Source organism: Mesorhizobium sp. WSM4906 (assembly GCF_029674625.1).
In the GTDB taxonomy this organism is placed as follows: Bacteria; Pseudomonadota; Alphaproteobacteria; order Rhizobiales; family Rhizobiaceae; genus Mesorhizobium.
In genome coordinates this window covers 4,005,306-4,023,148 of record NZ_CP121355.1, presented here as the reverse complement: position 1 = coordinate 4,023,148, position 17,843 = coordinate 4,005,306, and the positions used below count along the sequence as shown (strand labels likewise).

Below are 17,843 nucleotides of genomic sequence, written 5' to 3'. Positions count from 1 at the left end.
TTGTAAACGAACTCGTCGTGGACGAATCCCCGCTTCACGTTATATCGATGCTCGATCCGCGCGTAACCTCAGACAAGGGCATCGATATGGCTGATCTCGAAGTGGGCGACGTCGCGCCGCAGTTCGATCTTCCACGCGACGGCGGCGGCTCCCTCAGCCTCGCCGCATTCCGGGGAAAGCCCGTCGTACTCTACTTCTATCCGCAGGACGACACTACAAGTTGCACCAATGAGGCGATCGGCTTCTCGCAGCTGAAGCCGGAATTCGAGAAGGCCGGCGCCGTGGTGATCGGACTGTCTCCCGATAGCGTAAAAAAACACGACAAATTCAAGGCAAAATACGATCTCACCGTCGATCTCGTCGCCGACGAGGAGCGCAAGGTGATCGAGGCCTATCATCTGTGGGTCGAGAAGACGATGTATGGCCGCAAATACATGGGCGTCGAGCGTGCGACCTTTCTGATCGACAAGGACGGACCGATCGCCCGCATCTGGCGGCAGGTGCGGGTCAAGGGCCATGCCGAAGAGGTGCTCGCGGCAGTGCGCGCGCTCTGAAGCGGAGACCGCAGCTTCCGCGATTTTTGCTGGCCTTCCCTGCCGCAATTCACCACCCGCAATGCGGGAACTGGTTACGGGCGCATTGCGGCCGGCAAAGCTTTGTTAACCCTAATAATGTGTAATCCCGGGCTGTCGTTGGAGTCGTAATGAGAGCTCGGTCCCGTGAAACCAAACGGTCAGTCAACGGTCTTCGGCAGGCGCAAGGAGCCCCACACGGTCATCATCGCCCGGGGCAACGAGATCAGGCATTTCACCATCCGCCCCTGGCTCGCCGCGTTCATCGGATCGGCGCTTGCGGCGATCGCCATCGGCTACCTGCTCGCAACCTCCTATCTGGTGTTGCGCGACGACCTGATCGGCGCCACGACCGCCAGGCAGGCGCGCATGCAGCAGGCCTATGAGGACCGCATCTCCGCCCTTCGCGCTCAGGTCGACCGCATCACCAGCCGCCAGCTTCTCGACCAGCAGCTCATGGAAACCAAGGTCAGCGAGCTGCTGGCCAGGCAAACCCAGCTCAGCCAGCGTCATGGCCGGTTGGGACCGATTCTCGAACGTGCCGAAAACGAGGTCGGCGACGTGCCCGCCGCAAGCGATGCACCGGCGAAGCCCGATGCCGAAATCACCGGCAGCCTCTCGCAGGCCCCGAGCTACTCCGTCGCTAGCCTGAGCGCCGGCGACACCAGGCCCTTCTCGCTGTGGTCGACACGCTCCGATCCGCTCGACAACGAAACCGCCGCGGATCGAGCCGACAAGCTGTTCGTGTCGATCAACGCATCGCTCAAGGCCATCGAGAGCCAGCAGCTTACCCGTATCGCCACGCTCGCTGACAATGCCTACAGGAACGCGGATGCGATCTCGCAGGCATTGCAAGCCGCAGGCCTGCCGGTCGACGCCGAGCTCGACAAGAACGATGTCGGCGGGCCGCTGGTGCCGCTCGATTCCTCTATGATCTTCGACAGCAAGGTCAAGGAGTTGGACGAGGCTCTTGATGCGCTTGATCAAGTCAAGAAAGAGGCGCGCAAGCTGCCGCTGACCAATCCCGCCCCAGGTCGCGCCGTCACCAGTCCGTTCGGCGTGCGCACCGATCCGATCCTCGGCACGGCCGCCTTGCACACGGGAATGGATTTCAGGGCGCCGATCGGCATGCCGGCCAAGGTCACGGCCGCCGGCGTCGTCACCAAGGCCGGCTGGAACGGCGGCTACGGCCGCATGGTCGAGGTCGACCACGGCAACGGTTTCTCCACCCGCTATGGCCATCTCAGCGAAATCGACGTCACCGTTGGCCAGAAACTCGCGGCCGGCGACGTGATCGGCAAGACCGGCAGCAGCGGCCGCTCGACCGGCCCGCATCTCCACTACGAAGTGCGCCACAACGGCGAGGCGGTCGACCCGCTGCGCTTCCTCGTCGTCGGCAAGAAGGTTGCGCCGTACCTTTAGCGCACGGACTCGCGGCAGACCGGAGATCCCTCCAGATCCATCCACAGTTCGGCTGGCAACAGCGCTCGCTTCGGATTGACTCGGCCCAAGTTGTAGGATGATATGTATCGCCCTATTGCCCGATGTTGGTTATGCCGCTGATGACCATTCGCCGTCTCTCGTCTGAGATACTCGACGCTCTCGAAGGCGCCGTCGGGCGCAACGGCTTGACTGCCGAGCCGGCAGGAATGGCGAAGTTTCTCGGCGATTGGGCAGGCGACTATAGCGGTGGCGCGCTTGCCGTGCTGCTGCCTGCGTCGGTTGCCGAGGTGCAGGCCTCGATACGTCTCTGCAGCGAGCTTGGACTTGGCGTCATTCCACAAGGCGGCAATACCGGACTGGTTTCGGGCGCCATCGATGGCAACGGAACCGGCCTGGTCGTCGTCAGCCTGGAGCGGCTGAACGCCGTCCGCCGGATCGATCCTGAGAACTTCACGCTTCAGGCGGACGCCGGCTGCGTCCTGCAGACGATCAAGGATGCGAGCGAGGCCGAAGACTGCCTGTTTCCGCTGGCGCTCGGTGCGCAAGGCAGCTGCCAGATCGGCGGCAATGCCGCCACCAATGCCGGCGGCGTTAATGTGCTGCGTTACGGCATGGCGCGCGATCTGATCCTCGGGCTGGAAGTGGTGCTCGCCGATGGCGAGCTGTGGAACGGATTTTCCGGGCTGCGCAAGAACAACAGCGGCTATGACCTGAAACAGCTCTTCATCGGCTCGGAAGGCACGCTCGGCATCATCACCGGCGTCGAGGTCAAGCTGTTCCCGAAGCCGGCCCGCGTCGAGACGGCCTATCTCGGCCTCGCCTCGTTCGAAGCGGGGGTCACGCTGTTCAACCGGGCGCGCCGCGCCTGCTCCGATCTGATCTCCGCCTTCGAGATCATCGGTTCGGAATGCATCGATCTGGCCCGGTTGGTCGATCCTGGAGTGACGGCGCCTGTCGCAGCGCCCGTCCAGGCGCTGATCGAATTGTCCTCGGGGCCGGGCATCGATCTTACCGGCGTGCTGGCCGGCTTTCTCACCGATGCAATGGAAAAAGGTTTAGTGGCCGACGCAGTGCTCGCGACCAGCGGCGCGCAGGCAAAGGCCTTCTGGGCGATCCGCGAGGGACTGGTCGAGGGCCAAGCAAAGCGCGGCTACCACGTGCGCACCGATCTCTCGGTGCGAATTACGGACATCCCAGCCCTGATCGAACGATTGCGCCGCTTCGTCGCGCTCGAACATCCCGGCTGGATCCCGCTCGCCTATGGCCATGCCGGCGACGGCAACATCCATTTCAACGTGCTGCCGCCACTCGATCTCGCCGCGGCCGATGCCCGCTCACGCGGCGCGGAGATCACAGCCGGTCTTTATGAGATCGCCGTCGACCTCAGTGGCTCGATCAGCGCCGAGCATGGCATCGGCCGCAGCCGCCGGCGCGAATTCTGGGCCGGGCTCTCGCCCACGCATCGCCGTATGGTCACCGCGCTGAAGGCCACGCTCGATCCCAAGGGACTGATGAATCCCGGCTGCCTGCTGCCCTCGACGGAGACTTTCTCATGAAACAAAGACTGGCCGCCATCGGCACCGTCGAGACCCTGCCGCACCGGGTCGCCGCCTTCCTCAGCCGCGAGATCGAATCCGGCGAGCTGAATCCCGGCACGCGGCTGCCGACCGAACAGGAGCTTTCCGAGAAATTCGGCGTCAGCCGCAATGTCGTCCGAGAGGCGATCGCCCAGCTCCGGGCCGACGGCATGATCGAGGCGCGGCAGGGCATCGGCGCCTTCGTGCTGGCGCCGGAGCAAAGGGCCGCGATCCGCATCGACCGCGAGGCGCTCAAGGACACGCACAATATGGAGCGGCTGTTCGAGCTGCGCTGCATCCTCGAGGCCGAGTCCGCCGCGCTCGCCGCTGCGCGCCGCAAGCAGGAGCATCTCGATTCGATCAAGGCCGCGCTCGACCGCATGGGCGGCGAGGAGCGCTGGGAGGAAGGCAGCATCGACGCCGACCTGTTGTTCCATCGCGAGATCGCGCGGGCGACCGGCAACAGCTACATCCACACTTTCATCTCCTTCGTCTGCGAACAGATCCGCCGTTCGATCCACTACGCCCGCATGACCAACCCGCTGCACGATCTCGTCGAGATCAATGTCGGCGAGCATGTGCGCATCTACGAGGCGCTGGTGGCAGGCGACCCGGCAGCGGCGGAAGCAGCGATGCGCGCGCACATCGTCGGCGCCGCCAACCGCGTCGGCGTCAAGCTGCCGCTCTCCAGGACCAGCGAGGCGAAATAATCATGTCGGCAAGCCTCACCCGCATCTCCGACGTCTGCCTGCTGGTCGAGAACATCGAGCGTACAGTCGATTTCTATGTCGACAAACTCGGCTTTCGGCTGCGTCGCCGCGCCGAGGGCTTTGCCGATTTCCATGGCGAGGGCGTGACGCTCGCCGCCTGGGAACTCGACCATATCAACCGGCATACCGGCGTGTCGAACCTGAGATCGCCGCGCCATGCGCACAAGGTTTGCGTCGCCGTTCAGCTCGGCACGCCGGCCGATATCGACCGGCTGCATGGCGAACTGAGCGCCAAAGGCGTGCCCTTCTGCGGCCCGCCGGAAGACTATGTCTGGAATGCGCGCTGCGCCTATTTCACCGACCCGGACGACACGCTCTGGGAGCTTTACGCCTGGCTCGACGGCGGCCCTGGCGACTACCACGACGAACAGCCGTAGACGACGCCGCGCCGAGGGAGCGGCGCTTGGAAGAAAGAAGTCTTCAACAGGAGCGAAAAATGAGTGGGAACCGAGACTGTGAATTGAACCGCCGCACTTTCGTGAAGGGCGGCCTCGCAGCGGTCGCGGCCGCGTCGGCCGGCATGCAGCTGGTGCTGACGCCCAGCGCCAGGGCGGCCGGCAAGGTCGTCATCCAGTATGACTGGCTGATGTCCAACGGCCAGATCGGAGACATCGCCGCCGTCGCCAACGGTTATTTCAAGGATGCAGGCCTGGAGGTCGAATTCAGCCCAGGTGGCCCCAACGCTTCGACCGTGCCGCCGGTCGTCTCTGGAGCTGCCCAGCTCGGCCAGTTCTCCGAAACACCGCAGCTCTATGCCGCGCGCGCCAGCGGCGTACCGGTCAAGATCATCGCCTGCGGCTTCCGCACCGGCCCCTATGCGCTGACCTCGAAGCCGGGCAAGCCGATCCGCAATGTCGCAGACCTCAAAGGCAAGAAGATCGGCATCCAGCCGACAGCGCGTTTCGTCATCGACGAGATCCTGGCCAAGAATGGCATCGATCCGTCCGAGGTCACCATCGTCAATGTCGGCTTCGACAAGGCGCCGCTGGTGCGCGGCGATGTGGACGCCATCGGCGGCTGGATCACCAACACCCAGGCGCTCAGTGTCGTCGGCGATGACCGCATCGACCTTTTGGTGCGCGATCTCGGGCTTAGCTCCTACGCCGACGTCTATTTCGCCACCGACAAGGCAATCGAGGAAAATGCCGACACTCTGGCGAAGTTCATCGGCGCCGTCGGCAAGGGCTGGGGCTGGGTGCATGCCAACCCGCAGGAGGCCGTCAAGAAGATGATTGCCGCCTATCCGGAAATGGATCTCGGCTGGGAAGAGAAGACCGTCAACCTAGTGCTCAAGCTTTCCTTCGACGGCGCGACCGCCAAGGACGGCTGGGGCACGTTCGATCCCGCCTCGATAGAGGAGCAGCTGGCGCTGCTCGACAAGGTCGGCCAGTATCCGAACGGGAGACCGGCCGCCAAGGACGTCTACATCACCAAGATCCTGGAGCTCTCGGCTGCCGACCGGCCCAAGCTCGACGCGCCCGCGGCCTAGAGCATGATCCCGAACCGAAGGTCAGCGTAGCAAAAAAGTGGGAACCGGGTTTCGGAAAAAGATCATGCTCCAACAAGGAGGTAGATCAGCATGACGATTCAACCAAACGTCATGCCGATCTAATGGCGAACGCTATCGAAGCCCAGAGGCTCGATGTCGGCTACGGCGGCCGACAGACGGCCGTCAAAGTGCTTTCCGGCCTCGACTTGACCGTCGCGGCCGGCTCCTTCCTGTCGATCCTCGGCCCGTCGGGATGCGGCAAGTCGACCTTGCTGAGGGTGGTAGCGGACCTGCTAGACCCGCTCGGCGGCACGATCAGCGTGCTTGGCGCCACACCGCATGCGGTGCGCTCGCGCCGCGATGTCGGCTTCGTGTTCCAGGATTCCACCCTGTTGCCCTGGCGCACGGTGCGCGACAATGTGCGGCTGCCGCTCGGCATCGGCCAGCGCAGACTGACGCGCAGGATCGAAGACCGAAGTGCGGAACTTTTGGAACTGATGGGGCTGGGCGGTCTCGGTGAACGCCTGCCGCATCAGCTTTCCGGCGGCCAGCGCCAGCGTGTCGCGATCGCCCGCGCCCTGCTTGGCGAGCCCAGGCTGCTGTTGATGGATGAGCCTTTCGGCGCGCTGGACGAGATCACCCGCGACCGCCTCAACGACGAATTGCTGGCGCTCTGGCGGCGCGCCGGCACGACGATCCTGTTCGTCACTCATTCGATCGCCGAGGCCGCCTATCTCGGCGAGCGCGTCATCGTTCTCGCCGCCAATCCCGGACGCGTGGTGAAGGATCTCGACATGCGGCCCTTCAAGCAGGAGGGCAATCGCTGCAAGCGCGAGGATGCCGCTATCGTCGCCGCCATGGTGGAATTGCGCGCCGCGCTGGAGCGCGCATCGTGAGACAGACGCCGCTCTCCCCGCAAATGATGATTGCGCTACCCGTTCTGGGCGCGGCGTCGATCCTGTTCGCCTGGCAGTACCTCCTGCCGCTGCTCGGCGTGCCGGCCTATATCGTGCCGGCGCCGACGGCGATCTTCGGCGTCTTCCAGAAGAATTTCGCACTGCTCATCGACAATCTCAGACCGACGCTCATCGAGGCGCTGGCCGGCTTCGTCATCGGCAACCTGGCAGCCGTGCTGCTTGCGGTGCTCTTCGTCCACAGCCGCATCCTGCAGGCCGCCTATTTCCCGATCGTGCTGTTCTTCAACACCATTCCGATCCTGGCGCTGTCACCAATCATCATCCTGATCTTCGGCCTCGGCATGACGCCGAAGATCGTCATCGCCGCGGTGATCTGCTTCTTCCCGACGCTGGTGAACATGATCCGCGGCCTCGATTCGGCAAGCGACAACGAGCACGAACTGTTCCGCGTGCTGTCGGCGACGCGCTCGGAGATCTTCTGGAGCCTGCGCCTGCCACGCGCCCTGCCGATGCTGTTCTCCTCGCTCCGCATCGCCTCGGCCACTGCGGTGATCGGCGCCATCGTCGGCGAATGGATCGGCTCGGACAAAGGACTTGGCGCGCTGATCATCCAGGCGACCTTCAATTACCAGTCCGACCGTCTCTACGCCGCGATCGTGCTCTCGTCCTCGCTGTCGATCGCGCTGTTCTGCATCGTCGTGCTGATCGAGCGCCGGGTGATCAGATACTGAACGGGCGTCGCAGCCGGTCCGTACCCACTCCGCACGAGCCGGTGTTCGCCTTGGCCAGTCCGGTTGCACGGACAGAAAACGGACCGCCGCCGCGGCCGAGGGCGCGGCGCCCGCCTTCAATGCCGCCTCATCGACGCGGAAATCTGGGGTGATGAAGCGGATAGACCGATTCGACCTCCGTTGCGGATTCCAAACCGAAAATCGACCGACGGGCGTCTCTGACAGATGTTGGCCGCAGCGGCGCTGCCGGCAGGGCCTGCCATCGCCTCGCCCTCAGGATTTGACATGGATCTCTCGCGGGAACTTGGTCAGGGTCTCACAGCCGGTTTCGGTCACCAGGATGGTCTCGCTGATCTCGATGCCCCAGCCATCCATCCACATGCCGAGGATGGAATGAACGACGTTGCCGGGCGCAAGCACGGTCTTGTCGCCCGGCCTGAGGCTGATCGTGTGTTCGCCCCAATCCGGCGGATAGGCGACGCCGATGGAATAGCCGATGCGCGATTCCTTCTTCAGCCCATGGCGTTGGATGACCTTGCGCCACGCAGCCTCGACCGCTTCGGCCGACGTTCCCGGCCTGACGGCGTCAAGCACCGCATCCATGCCCTCGATCACCGCCTTGGCGGTGTCCGAGACACGCGTCGGTGTCTTCCCTAGCTGCATCGTTCGCGCCAGCCCGGCCGCGTAGCGGCGGCAGACGCCAGCGAGTTCCAGCGCAATCGTCTCGTTTTCCCCGAACCGCCTGTCGCTCCACATGATGTGGGGGGCCGAAGCATTCTCGCCGCCGAGGATCGTTGGCGGAAGGGCGGTGATATCGCCTGCAAAGTCCGGGCTGCCGGCGATCTGCGCCGCCTGGATGGAGGCAATGGTATCGCATTCGCGCACGCCCGGCGCAATGACTTCGAAGGCCCGCGCGACGGCGGCTTCGGCGAGCGTCGAGGCCTTGCGCAGATAGGCGATCTCGGGCGCGGATTTGACCGCGCGGATCCAGTTCACCAGGAGATCGGCATCATGCCATTTTGCGTTGGGAAGCCCGGCGACGAGCCGGGCATGCCCTTTCGGGGAGAAATAATACGCTTCGAGTTCGATGCCGATATGCCTGTTTCCCCAGCCCTTGGCGACGATCCAGCCCGCGATCCACTCCATCGGGTGGCGGTCGGCCCGTTGAACATGGTCTTCTGGGAAACCGACCACATTCTCAGGCTTCATCCATACCGTCAGAAGACCGCCTGCCGCATCCATGGCGCGGCCGATCCAGACCGGTTCGGCATCCTCGATGGGAACCAGCACCACCTGCGGCGTGTAGAACGACCAGCCGTCATAGCCGGTGATGTAGTGCTGGTTGGCGACGTCGTTGACGATCAGGAGTTCGAGACCACGCTTCGACATTTCGCTGCGGATCTTGCGAAGCCGCTGCTGATATTCGTCGCGGGCAAACGGCAATTCGATCATCTCTGCTCCATGCGTGCTGCGTCAACGGTCGCTGGTTCACTCACCATCACCATCGAGGAGGCTTCGGCGGGGAGCAATCAGCCAAGGCCGCCACGTCGACAGGTCCTAACCCGTCCTGTCGTTCCCCGATTTCAGTGATTTCATCGCCAATTTATTTTTGAATTCCATTTGACTGAATAAATCTTCTCTGCGAACTTAGCGTCAACTGGGAGCGCAGGCGATGGCGTTGCGGGGGACCAATCAGGAGTTCGGACGGCCGTACAACCGGCGCATCGTGCTCGAATCCATTCGCCGCTTCGGCCCGATCGCCCGCGGCGAGATCGCGCGGCATGTCGGCCTCACCGTACAGACGGTGTCGACCATCGTGCGCGAATTGGAAGAGCAGGGCTACATCCTGTCGGTTCGCGAGGAGCCGAAGGGCCGCGGCCTGCCGCCGGCAACGCTGCGCGTCAATCCGGAAGGCGGTTATGCCGTCGGCATCCACCTCACCCCGCTCGGTATCGATGCGGCGCTGATCAACCTCAGCGGCGACGTTATCGAGAGCGCGCATCGCGAAGCGCCCAACGCCGCTCCCGACGATGCATTCGATGCAATCGGCGCCATGGTCGCCGAATTGACCGGCCGCCGCTCGGGCGGCCGCGTCATCGGCATCGGCATGGCGCTGCCGGGACCGTTCGGTGTCGAGCCGATGAGCTTTGTCGGCCCGACCACCATGGCCGGCTGGCAGGAAGTTCCGCTGCGCGAGCGGCTGACCGCCGTCACTGGCCTGCCGGCCTTTTTCGAGAACGACATGGCCGCAGCCGCGATGGGCGAACGCTTCTACGGCCTCGGCACGAAACATTCAGAATATTACTATCTCTACTTCGGCGTCGGCCTTGGCGGCACCATGCTGCATGACGGCAGCGTATTGCGCGGCGCCTGGGGCAATGCCGGCGAGATCGGCCACATTCCGGTCGTTCCGGGCGGCGAGCCCTGTCCCTGCGGCAACCGCGGCTGCCTCGAACGCTACATCTCGCTGGAAGCGCGAGGCCGCTGGAGCGGCGATGATGCCGACTGGGTTACCGAGATCGCGCCGGTCTTCCGCAATGCCATCACCATCATCGAAAACCTCTTCGACCCCGAAACGATCGTCCTCGGCGGGCTGGCTTCCCCTGCCCTGCTCGAACGGCTGGCGGCGTCGGCCGAACCGCTGCACAATTCGGTCTCGGCCCGCAGGGATCGCACGGCGCCGCGCATCCTGGTCGCCCGGGGCGGTCAGCATGCAGTGTTGCGGGGTGCGGCCGCGCTTGCCGTTTCCGGCGTGCTTTCCCCGCGCTTCGGCCAGATCTTCACCGCCAAGCGGCAGCGCGAGGGCGACCTTCTGAAAGGCGGAGACATCGCGGCATGAGCGAACCCCTGTTGGTCCTCGACAACGTCACCAAGAACTACGGCGCCATCCAGGCGCTGCGCGGCATCAGCTTTTCGATCGGACGCGGCGAGGTAGTGGCGCTGCTGGGCGACAACGGCGCCGGCAAGTCGACGCTGGTCAAGATCATCGCCGGCGGGCTCGAGCCGACCTCCGGCCGCATGCTGTTCGAGGGCAAGGAGTTCCTTGCCAAATCGCCCGCGGAGGCCAAGGCCGCAGGCATCGAGACGGTCTATCAGGACCTCTCGCTCTGCACCAATGTCGACGTGGTGGCCAACTTCTTCATGGGCCGCGAGATCACCCGCAAGGTGCTGGGCGTTCCGGTGCTCGACGAGCGCGCCATGGAAGCCGTGGTGGCGAAGGCCTTGGCCAATGCCGGCACGCGCATTCCCTCGTTGCGCACCAAGGTCGAGCATCTCTCGGGCGGCCAGCGGCAGGCGATCGAGCTTAACCGCTTCGTCCATTGGGGCGGCAAGCTGGTGCTGCTCGACGAACCCTTCGCCGCGCTCGGCGTCGAGCAGACGCGCCGCGGCCTCGACATGATCCGCCAGGTGGCGAGCCAGGGCATCGGCGTCGTCATCATCACCCACATCATGCAGCAGGCCTTCCAGGTCGCCGACCGGATCGTGGTGATCCGCCAGGGCGTCGTGGCCGGCGACGTTGCCCGCAACAAGACAAGTCCCGATGCGGTGATCAACATGATCACCGGAGAGACGCTCGCCGGTGCCGGACCGGCGGGCTGAGGGACAAATGAGGGGTCCGGCGAAAAGAGGAGCCAACGACATTGAAACGACTGCTACTTTCTGTCTTCGGTATCCTGGCCCTGGCATTTGCCACGCTCACGCCGGCATTCGCCCAGTCCAAGGGTACCGTCTACTACCTGGTCCCGACATTGCTCGACGAATTCCAGACCGGCTCGGTGAGCGCGCTGGAATTGTTCCTGAAGCAGGTCGGCTACGAGATGAAGACGCTGAACGCCGACAACAAGACCGACGCCCAGCAATCGCAGATGAACGACGTCATCGCGCTGAAGCCCAAGGCGATCATCCTCGCCGCGGTCGATTTCAACGCGCTGAAACCATCCGTTGAAGCCGCCCGCGCGGCCGGCATCCCGGTGGTCGAGTTCGACCGCCAGATCACCGCGACGCCGTCCGACTTCACCTCCGTCGCCGGCACCGTCGAGATCGGCCACATCGCCGCCGAACAGGCCGAAGCGCTGCTGAAGGCCAAGAACGGCTCGGTCAAGGGCAAGATCCTGCAGGTGCTCGGCGATCCCGGCGACCCGTATACCCTCGACATCCAGAAGGGTTTCGAAGAGAAGATGAAAGCGTTTCCGGACGTCAAGATCATCTCGCTTCCGGCCATGCAGTGGGAGGCGAGCAACGCCGGCACCATCGTCGCCGACCAGATCCTGGCCAATCCAGACATCGACCTGATCTTCAGCCACGCCGCGCATCTTTCGGTCGCCGCCGTCGCCTCGCTGGAGGCCGCCGGCAAGAAGCCGGGCGACGTGATGCTGATGAGCTCGAACGGCGCGCCGGTCGGCCTCGACCTGATCCGCAAGGGCTGGCTGAACGTCGAGGTCGAGCAGCCGCTTTATGCGCAGGCCGCCGCGGTCGCGATGTTCATGGACAAGGTCGCCAACAAGCAGGAGATCAAGCCCGGCGACTATGACGTGCTCGGCTTGAAGTCGGTCGTGACCAAGGAAGCCTGGGGCCCGAACATCAAGATCCCGGGCGCGGCGATCACCAAGGCGAACGTCGACAACCCCGCCTTCTGGGGCAACCAGAAGCCGCCGACGGATACGGTGAAGTCCGTCGAATAGGCTTTGCCGCATCGAGCTCCGGGCCTGCCGGCCCGGAGCCTCTCGGCGCGTCCGCAGGCAGCGGCCGCGCATCCAGTCCTGACGTCAACCGGATCGGCCCTACCCGGATCACATGATGAGCCCACGCACCCGCCATATCCTCGAGCTCGTGCTCGACAATCTCGTCTGGTTCATGCTGGTCTTCGTGCTGGCGGTGTTCTCGATCTTCATTCCCAACTTCTTCCAGCTCGGCATCTTCGCCAACATCATCGAGGCTTCGAGCGTGCTCGGCGTCATGTCGATCGGCCTGGCGCTGGTCATCATCGCCGGTCACATGGACCTTTCGGTCGAATCGGTGGCTGCCCTCAGCGCCATGGCGGTCGGCATCATGTTCTGCTCGTCCGGCATCGGCCTTGGCCTGCAGCTGCATCCGGAGTGGCTGATGGTGCCGGTGTCGCTCGCCGTCGCGCTTGTGGTCGGCGCCGTCATCGGCGTCGTCAACGGCTTCCTCATCGTCAGGCTGAAGATGAGCGCCTTCATCATCACGCTGGCCTCCTACATCTGGGTGCGCGGCCTCGTGCTGGTGGTCTCGGGCGGGCGATCGGCACAGGACCTGGCGCCGGCCATCCGCTGGTTCGGCATCCAGCGCCTCGCCGGGCTGCCGCTCACCGCCTGGATCGCCGTCGGCTGCTTCGTCGTCTTCTCGCTGATCCTGGCCAAGACGCCGTTCGGCCGGCATCTGGTGATGATCGGCGGCAACGAGACGGCAACCTTCCGCGCCGGCATCCGCGTCAACCGCAACCTGATCATCGCCTTCGTGCTTGCCGGCGCCATTGCCGGCCTCGCCGGCTGGCTGCTCGCCATCCGTACCTCCGGCGCCACCGCCAATCTCGGCGTCGGCCTGCTCTTCAACGCCTTCGCAGCCGTCGTCATCGGCGGCGTCAGCCTCAAGGGCGGCGTCGGCACCCTGCCCGGCGTCTATGCCGGCGTGCTGCTTTTGTCGGCCATCAACACCGCCATCAACCTCATGGGCCTGCCGGCCAACTTCACCCAGGTCATCCACGGCTTGCTTGTGCTGGCGGCCGTGCTGCTCGACGCTTTCAAGCAGACCATTCGCCAAAGACTCGCATGACAGGACGGCTCGCATGACTGGACGCATCGAAGGCAAGGTGGCGGCGATCGTCGGCGCCGCGCGCGGCATCGGCAAGGGCATAGCCCAGCGCTTCGCCGAGGAGGGGGCGAAACTCGTCCTTGCCGACAGCGAAGCCGAGGCCGGCAAGGCGAGCGCCGACGAGCTGGGCGCCGCCTTCATCCACACCGACATCTCGAAAATGGCCGACGCGGAAGCGGTGGTGACATTGGCGCTGCAGCGCCACGGCCGTCTCGACATCATCGTCCAGAACGCCGGCATCTACCCCTGGCAGCTCATCGAGAACACCAGTCCGGAAGACTGGGACCGCGTCATGGCGGTCAATCTGCGCGGCAGCTTCAACGCCGCCCGTGCGGCGCTCACGCCGATGAAGGCGCAGGGCAGCGGCCGCATGCTCTTCACCTCCTCCATCACCGGCCCGCAGGTGAGCAGCCCCGGCCACGGCCATTATTCGGCGAGCAAAGCCGGCATCAACGGCTTCATCCGCGCCGCGGCGCTCGAATTTTCCGGCTATGGCATCACCGTCAACGGCGTCGAGCCCGGCAACATCCTGACCGAAGGCATGAAGCTGCACCGCGACGACGCCTTCATCAAGAGCATGGAGGACGCCGTGCCGCTCGGGCGCCTCGGCACGCCGCGCGACGTCGCCAACGCCTTCCTGTTCCTGGCTTCCGACGACGCCAGCTACATCACCGGCACGACGATCGTCGTCGATGGCGGCCAGCTCCTGCCCGAAGGCCAGGATTTCCGCCTGACGCCGCCGTGATTCTTTGATCGGTGCCGGGAAGCTGGTGGGCGATGACGGGCTCGAACCGCCGACATCTTCGGTGTAAACGAAGCGCTCTACCAACTGAGCTAATCGCCCGCTCCGGGCCGGACCTTTAAGCAGTTAGGGCTCCGTTCGCAAGGCCCAATGAACGGCCGGCGCACCCGCTATCCGGCGGATTTCCCCAACGCCGGCTCACTTGTCAAAAAACCTTCCGCTGATTGCCGTTATGCTCACATGCCGCGCTTGACACCCGCAAACGAACCCCTTATCCAGCGCCCCAACGACGAACACGCCTGACACGTGCTCGTCAGTGCGCGGGTGTAGCTCAGTCGGTTAGAGTGCCGGCCTGTCACGCCGGAGGTCGCGGGTTCGAGCCCCGTCACTCGCGCCATTCCCTCTCGGAAATCATTGTATTTATTGTCCTGCTGTTCTGGCGGGGAAAATCATTCGATTTCTCGAGTCCGCATCTTGGCAGCCCGACGAGGCAGGCGAACAACATGGATGTTTGTCTGCCGCGCCCTTGAAATAGCAAGTGTCAAGCTCATCCTTGAGAATGGTGGTGGCGCCGGCGTGGGGTTGAGAAAGGCTTGATCTTCAAGCTCTTTTCTCCGACGGCTCTGAGAGCAGGCGTTGGTCACGCCGGCAGCCATTTATGAAGCTCGTATCTTCGTCAGCCGTTCGGGTAATAGCCGCCGTCGCCGCCACTACCGATGTAGGTGCCTTGGCCGGTGGCATTCTGAAGCCGCTGATCCAGTGCGTTGATCTGCCCTAGCGCCGAACGGTCTCCGGAAGTCAGCGCGGTACGCTGGATGGTATCCGCCTGCTGCATCAGGTCGCGTGCCTGGTCCTGCGTGATCTTGCCGGCTTGCCTTGCCGCTCGGATACCCTGCCTTACGTTCAGCAACTGATCCAACGCCGCTTTCGCCTTTGGATCCGCCGGCACCGATGCCGTGGTCATGGTGTCGACCTTGTGGTGACGGTGCACCGCATAGGCGCTCGAAAGCGGTATGGCCGCGAAGATCGATGCGGCCGCGACGATTTTTGGCATGAAAGAGCGCATGATGGCTTCTCCCTATGGTGGAGGAAGCGGTTGTACCGCTTCTCCGAAATGGGCCGTCTGGTCGCGTCGTGTCGCGATGCAGCCACTCACCGCCGGCGGTTCTCGGCCCGCGACGAGATATAGAGGCCACCCCTGCGTTGAAACGGAGGTGGAACGCAAACGTTATCCGATGTGATCGAGCTTTGAATCGTGGCCGCACATACGTCGGCTACCCGTCTGTTTTGGGCGAATATCGGGCGCTCGCCAAGCAGCTTGTACTTCACCTTCCCTTGAACTGCCTCAAGAAAAGGTGGCGGCCAGTGGGCCATAGCTGTCGTCGTCTTTTTCAGGATGCGCCACTTGCCTACTTTCCCGTTCTCCGAAGCGAACCCCATTCAATATCCCGGTCCCCCGCCGAAAAGTTCGGACGTCGTGATCATCGGCGGCGGCGTCATCGGTGTGACGACGGCGCTTTTTCTTGCGCGGCGCAACATCTCGGTGACGCTGGTGGAAAAGGGCCGGATTGCGGCCGAGCAGTCCTCCCGCAATTGGGGATGGATCCGCAAGCAGGGACGCGATGCGGACGAGCTGCCGATCGTGATCGAGGCCTCCCGTCACTGGCGGCAGTTGGCTGAGGAATGCGGCGAAGACATCGGCTTGAAGCAGACAGGCGTGACCTACCTGGCAAGCTCGGAAGACAAAATGGCCGGCTTCGAAGCATTCATGAAGATCGCCGCCGTCCACAAGATCGACACTCGCCTTCTGAACGCGCAGGAAACCGCTGGCCTCATCAAAGGCATGTCACGCAGTTTCAAGGGCGCGATGACGACACCTTCCGACATGCGGGCGGAGCCCTGGATGGCCGTGCCCGCTCTCGCTCGGCTTGCGGCCCGCAAAGGCGTCAAGATCGTGGAGAATTGCGCGGCGCGAACCCTGGAAATCTCGGCCGGCAGGGTCAGCGGTGTCTGGACCGAGGCGGGTCACATCGAGACGTCCAGCGTTCTGCTCGCTGGCGGTGCGTGGTCTTCCCTGTTCCTGAGAAGACATGGCGTTTCCATTCCCCAGCTCAGCGTCAGGTCGACCGCCGCGGCAACGGAGCCGCTGCCAGAAATCCACGCAGGCGCCGCGGCAGGAGAGCATATCGCTTTCAGACGCCGACAGGATGGCGGATACACGCTCGCTCCGGGAGGCAGCCATTTGCTCTACCTGGGGCCCGACGCATTCCGGCATGCGACGAAATACCTTCCCGCCCTGATCGCCAATCCTTTCGGCTCACGCTATTCGCCGGCCGCGCCGGCGGGTTACCCGGACGGCTGGTCGACGCGACGTCAATGGGCGCCGGATTCCCAAAGTCCCTTCGAAAGAATGCGGGTGCTCAATCCCGCTCCCGAACGTTCCGGTCTGCGTTCGATCGAACGCAATTTCAGGCGCCTGTTCCCGCAGCTCGGGCCGGTCCGCCTAAAGGCGAGCTGGGCAGGCATGATCGACGCGATGCCGGACGTCGTCCCCATAGTGGATCGCGTGCAGGCGATCGTCGGCCTCGTCGTCGCAACGGGTATGAGCGGTCACGGCTTCGGTATCGGGCCGGGAATCGGTCGGGTCGTCTCCGACATGATCCAAGGAAACGAGATTGGGCACGACCTCACCCGCTTCCGCCTGTCGCGCTTTTACGACGGCAGCGCCATTCGGCCAGGCCCTGCTCTCTAGCGGCGTCACGTTCGGTCTCAAATAAAGCTCCAAGCCTCAGTTGTTCAGCTCGTCAGCCGAGCAACGTCTCACCAGGCGGCGTCAACAGATATGCCGCCTGAGCGCACGGCCACGCATCTCCGCCCAAAGCATGTGCTCTGCCGACCTCTCGGAACCATTGCGTAGCTGTCTCGTTCCGCACAGGGACAAAAGACGAGAGATTGAGATGGCTGTGCTATGCCGCTTTTCGATTGACGACGCCAGGGAGGTGGACGAGCTCGCGTTTCAAGAATTGCCGCGGGTTGGCGAAAGCGTGTCCTTGCTGATCGAGGGATCGAACAGGGACCTTCGCGTCATGCGCGTGGTGCATGTTCCCGGCAGCGAGCAAGGCGCGACGACGACGCTCGAACTGACCAGCAAGATTCTTTAGCCGCGCTTCCGGTTCACTCGCCCAATATCACGCCGGAGGCGACGATCTGGGCGGTGCGCGCGGTGAGCTTCTCGCGCCGTACAAGCGTGGGCTTTTCATAGGGCTTTTTCATCTCACCGTTCCGGGAACCGGGCTGCCTTGTGTTCGATCAAGACAGTGAACGCACTCGCACTCGTTGCGTTCCGAGGAGCGGATTGACAGCTGATGTGAGCCGGACCGAAGGCGGGACCGGGCGCACGCCCACTAACGCGGACGCGCTCGATGGACCGAGGGCGTGGAGCTTGTCGATACCAAGTCAGCCTCGGTACCTTCCGTTCCCCGTTTGTAGATCAACCGGACCACCAGTCCGAAGTATCCAATTTGAAGGATGATCAAGGCAAGGATGGCCCAGCCGAGCGCCTTCCAGATGGAGCCGGTCTCCAGCTCAGCCCAGATCGCAACGATCAACGACGTCGCGAACATACCGATCAGAAATTGAGGAAAATACATCGGCACGGCACCCAAGGCTTTGGCGTCTCGAGGCGACCCTCAACTCGATTCTCAAAAAGCCCGCCGCCCCGTTCGGGAGCGGCGGGCCCCCAAATTTGCCCCCGGCTACCGGAGCGCGGT

19 protein-coding genes and 2 tRNA genes are annotated in these 17,843 nt (G+C 63.9%); 16 read left to right on the top strand and 5 right to left on the bottom strand.

The features are described from left to right. Nucleotides 1-86: 86 nt before the first annotated feature. The 8 genes from QAZ22_RS19155 (at nt 87) to QAZ22_RS19120 (ending at nt 7,499) form a co-directional block, all read left to right on the top strand. Nucleotides 87-554, top strand: coding sequence for a peroxiredoxin (locus QAZ22_RS19155; RefSeq protein WP_278202292.1), 468 nt, complete (start codon nt 87-89; stop codon nt 552-554). Between the two features lie 165 nt (nt 555-719). Next, nucleotides 720-1,994 carry a M23 family metallopeptidase gene (locus QAZ22_RS19150; protein WP_278202291.1) on the top strand — a complete coding sequence of 425 codons (1,275 nt, stop codon included), beginning with the start codon at nt 720-722 and terminating at the stop codon, nt 1,992-1,994. Nucleotides 1,995-2,134: 140 nt separating this feature from the next. Then, nucleotides 2,135-3,571, top strand: coding sequence for an FAD-binding oxidoreductase (locus QAZ22_RS19145; RefSeq protein WP_278202290.1), 1,437 nt, complete (start codon nt 2,135-2,137; stop codon nt 3,569-3,571). Continuing rightward, nucleotides 3,568-4,302 carry a FadR/GntR family transcriptional regulator gene (locus QAZ22_RS19140; RefSeq protein ID WP_278202289.1) on the top strand — a complete coding sequence of 245 codons (735 nt, stop codon included), beginning with the start codon at nt 3,568-3,570 and terminating at the stop codon, nt 4,300-4,302. The genes QAZ22_RS19145 and QAZ22_RS19140 overlap by 4 nt, the downstream gene beginning before the upstream one ends. A gap of 2 nt (nt 4,303-4,304) precedes the next feature. Then, on the top strand, nt 4,305-4,739 hold the full coding sequence (locus QAZ22_RS19135) for a VOC family protein (RefSeq protein WP_278202288.1): 435 nt from the start codon (nt 4,305-4,307) through the stop codon (nt 4,737-4,739). A gap of 59 nt (nt 4,740-4,798) precedes the next feature. Next, a complete protein-coding gene (locus tag QAZ22_RS19130; protein ID WP_278202287.1) occupies nt 4,799-5,851 on the top strand; it encodes an ABC transporter substrate-binding protein in 1,053 nt (350 codons plus the stop codon). A gap of 122 nt (nt 5,852-5,973) precedes the next feature. Next, nucleotides 5,974-6,747, top strand: a complete 774-nt coding sequence (locus QAZ22_RS19125) for an ABC transporter ATP-binding protein (RefSeq protein WP_278202286.1) — start codon at nt 5,974-5,976, stop codon at nt 6,745-6,747. Further along, nucleotides 6,744-7,499 carry an ABC transporter permease gene (locus QAZ22_RS19120; RefSeq protein WP_278202285.1) on the top strand — a complete coding sequence of 252 codons (756 nt, stop codon included), beginning with the start codon at nt 6,744-6,746 and terminating at the stop codon, nt 7,497-7,499. The genes QAZ22_RS19125 and QAZ22_RS19120 overlap by 4 nt, the downstream gene beginning before the upstream one ends. A 273-nt stretch (nt 7,500-7,772) precedes the next feature. On the opposite strand, the gene QAZ22_RS19115 is transcribed toward QAZ22_RS19120, so the two are convergent. Then, the gene (locus QAZ22_RS19115) at nt 7,773-8,951 is read right to left on the bottom strand and encodes a M24 family metallopeptidase (RefSeq protein ID WP_278202284.1); all 1,179 of its coding nucleotides are present in this window, start codon (nt 8,949-8,951) and stop codon (nt 7,773-7,775) included. A 220-nt stretch (nt 8,952-9,171) separates the two neighbouring features. Between QAZ22_RS19115 and QAZ22_RS19110 the strand changes: the two genes are divergently transcribed. The 5 genes from QAZ22_RS19110 (at nt 9,172) to QAZ22_RS19090 (ending at nt 14,076) form a co-directional block, all read left to right on the top strand. Continuing rightward, on the top strand, nt 9,172-10,338 hold the full coding sequence (locus QAZ22_RS19110; RefSeq protein WP_278202283.1) for an ROK family transcriptional regulator: 1,167 nt from the start codon (nt 9,172-9,174) through the stop codon (nt 10,336-10,338). Then, entirely contained in the window at nt 10,335-11,099 is a 765-nt protein-coding gene (locus QAZ22_RS19105; protein ID WP_278074039.1) for an ATP-binding cassette domain-containing protein, read from the top strand. The genes QAZ22_RS19110 and QAZ22_RS19105 overlap by 4 nt, the downstream gene beginning before the upstream one ends. Before the next feature lie 41 nt (nt 11,100-11,140). Then, nucleotides 11,141-12,181: a sugar ABC transporter substrate-binding protein gene (locus tag QAZ22_RS19100; protein WP_278202282.1), complete on the top strand. Its 1,041-nt coding sequence runs from the start codon at nt 11,141-11,143 to the stop codon at nt 12,179-12,181. A 115-nt stretch (nt 12,182-12,296) separates the two neighbouring features. Further along, nucleotides 12,297-13,292 carry an ABC transporter permease gene (locus tag QAZ22_RS19095; protein ID WP_278202281.1) on the top strand — a complete coding sequence of 332 codons (996 nt, stop codon included), beginning with the start codon at nt 12,297-12,299 and terminating at the stop codon, nt 13,290-13,292. A gap of 13 nt (nt 13,293-13,305) precedes the next feature. Then, a complete protein-coding gene (locus QAZ22_RS19090; RefSeq protein ID WP_278202280.1) occupies nt 13,306-14,076 on the top strand; it encodes an SDR family oxidoreductase in 771 nt (256 codons plus the stop codon). Between the two features lie 23 nt (nt 14,077-14,099). Here the strand turns inward: QAZ22_RS19090 and QAZ22_RS19085 are convergent. After that, a tRNA-Val gene (locus QAZ22_RS19085) sits at nt 14,100-14,175 on the bottom strand. Nucleotides 14,176-14,393: 218 nt separating this feature from the next. On the opposite strand from QAZ22_RS19085, the gene QAZ22_RS19080 reads away from it, so the two are divergent. Further along, nucleotides 14,394-14,470, top strand: a tRNA-Asp gene (locus QAZ22_RS19080). Between the two features lie 279 nt (nt 14,471-14,749). Here the strand turns inward: QAZ22_RS19080 and QAZ22_RS19075 are convergent. Then, on the bottom strand, nt 14,750-15,139 hold the full coding sequence (locus QAZ22_RS19075) for a hypothetical protein (RefSeq protein ID WP_278202279.1): 390 nt from the start codon (nt 15,137-15,139) through the stop codon (nt 14,750-14,752). Between the two features lie 339 nt (nt 15,140-15,478). On the opposite strand from QAZ22_RS19075, the gene QAZ22_RS19070 reads away from it, so the two are divergent. Beyond that, nucleotides 15,479-16,825 carry an FAD-binding oxidoreductase gene (locus QAZ22_RS19070; RefSeq protein WP_278202278.1) on the top strand — a complete coding sequence of 449 codons (1,347 nt, stop codon included), beginning with the start codon at nt 15,479-15,481 and terminating at the stop codon, nt 16,823-16,825. A gap of 247 nt (nt 16,826-17,072) precedes the next feature. Further along, nucleotides 17,073-17,234 carry a hypothetical protein gene (locus QAZ22_RS19065; RefSeq protein ID WP_278202277.1) on the top strand — a complete coding sequence of 54 codons (162 nt, stop codon included), beginning with the start codon at nt 17,073-17,075 and terminating at the stop codon, nt 17,232-17,234. Between the two features lie 13 nt (nt 17,235-17,247). On the opposite strand, the gene QAZ22_RS19060 is transcribed toward QAZ22_RS19065, so the two are convergent. After that, nucleotides 17,248-17,346 (bottom strand): putative RiPP precursor, encoded by a 99-nt coding sequence (locus QAZ22_RS19060; protein WP_278074032.1) that lies wholly within the window; start codon nt 17,344-17,346, stop codon nt 17,248-17,250. 131 nt (nt 17,347-17,477) lie between these two features. Further along, complete coding sequence (locus QAZ22_RS19055) at nt 17,478-17,729, bottom strand: hypothetical protein (protein WP_278207885.1); 252 nt, start codon at nt 17,727-17,729, stop codon at nt 17,478-17,480. Between the last annotated feature and the right edge of the window lie 114 nt (nt 17,730-17,843).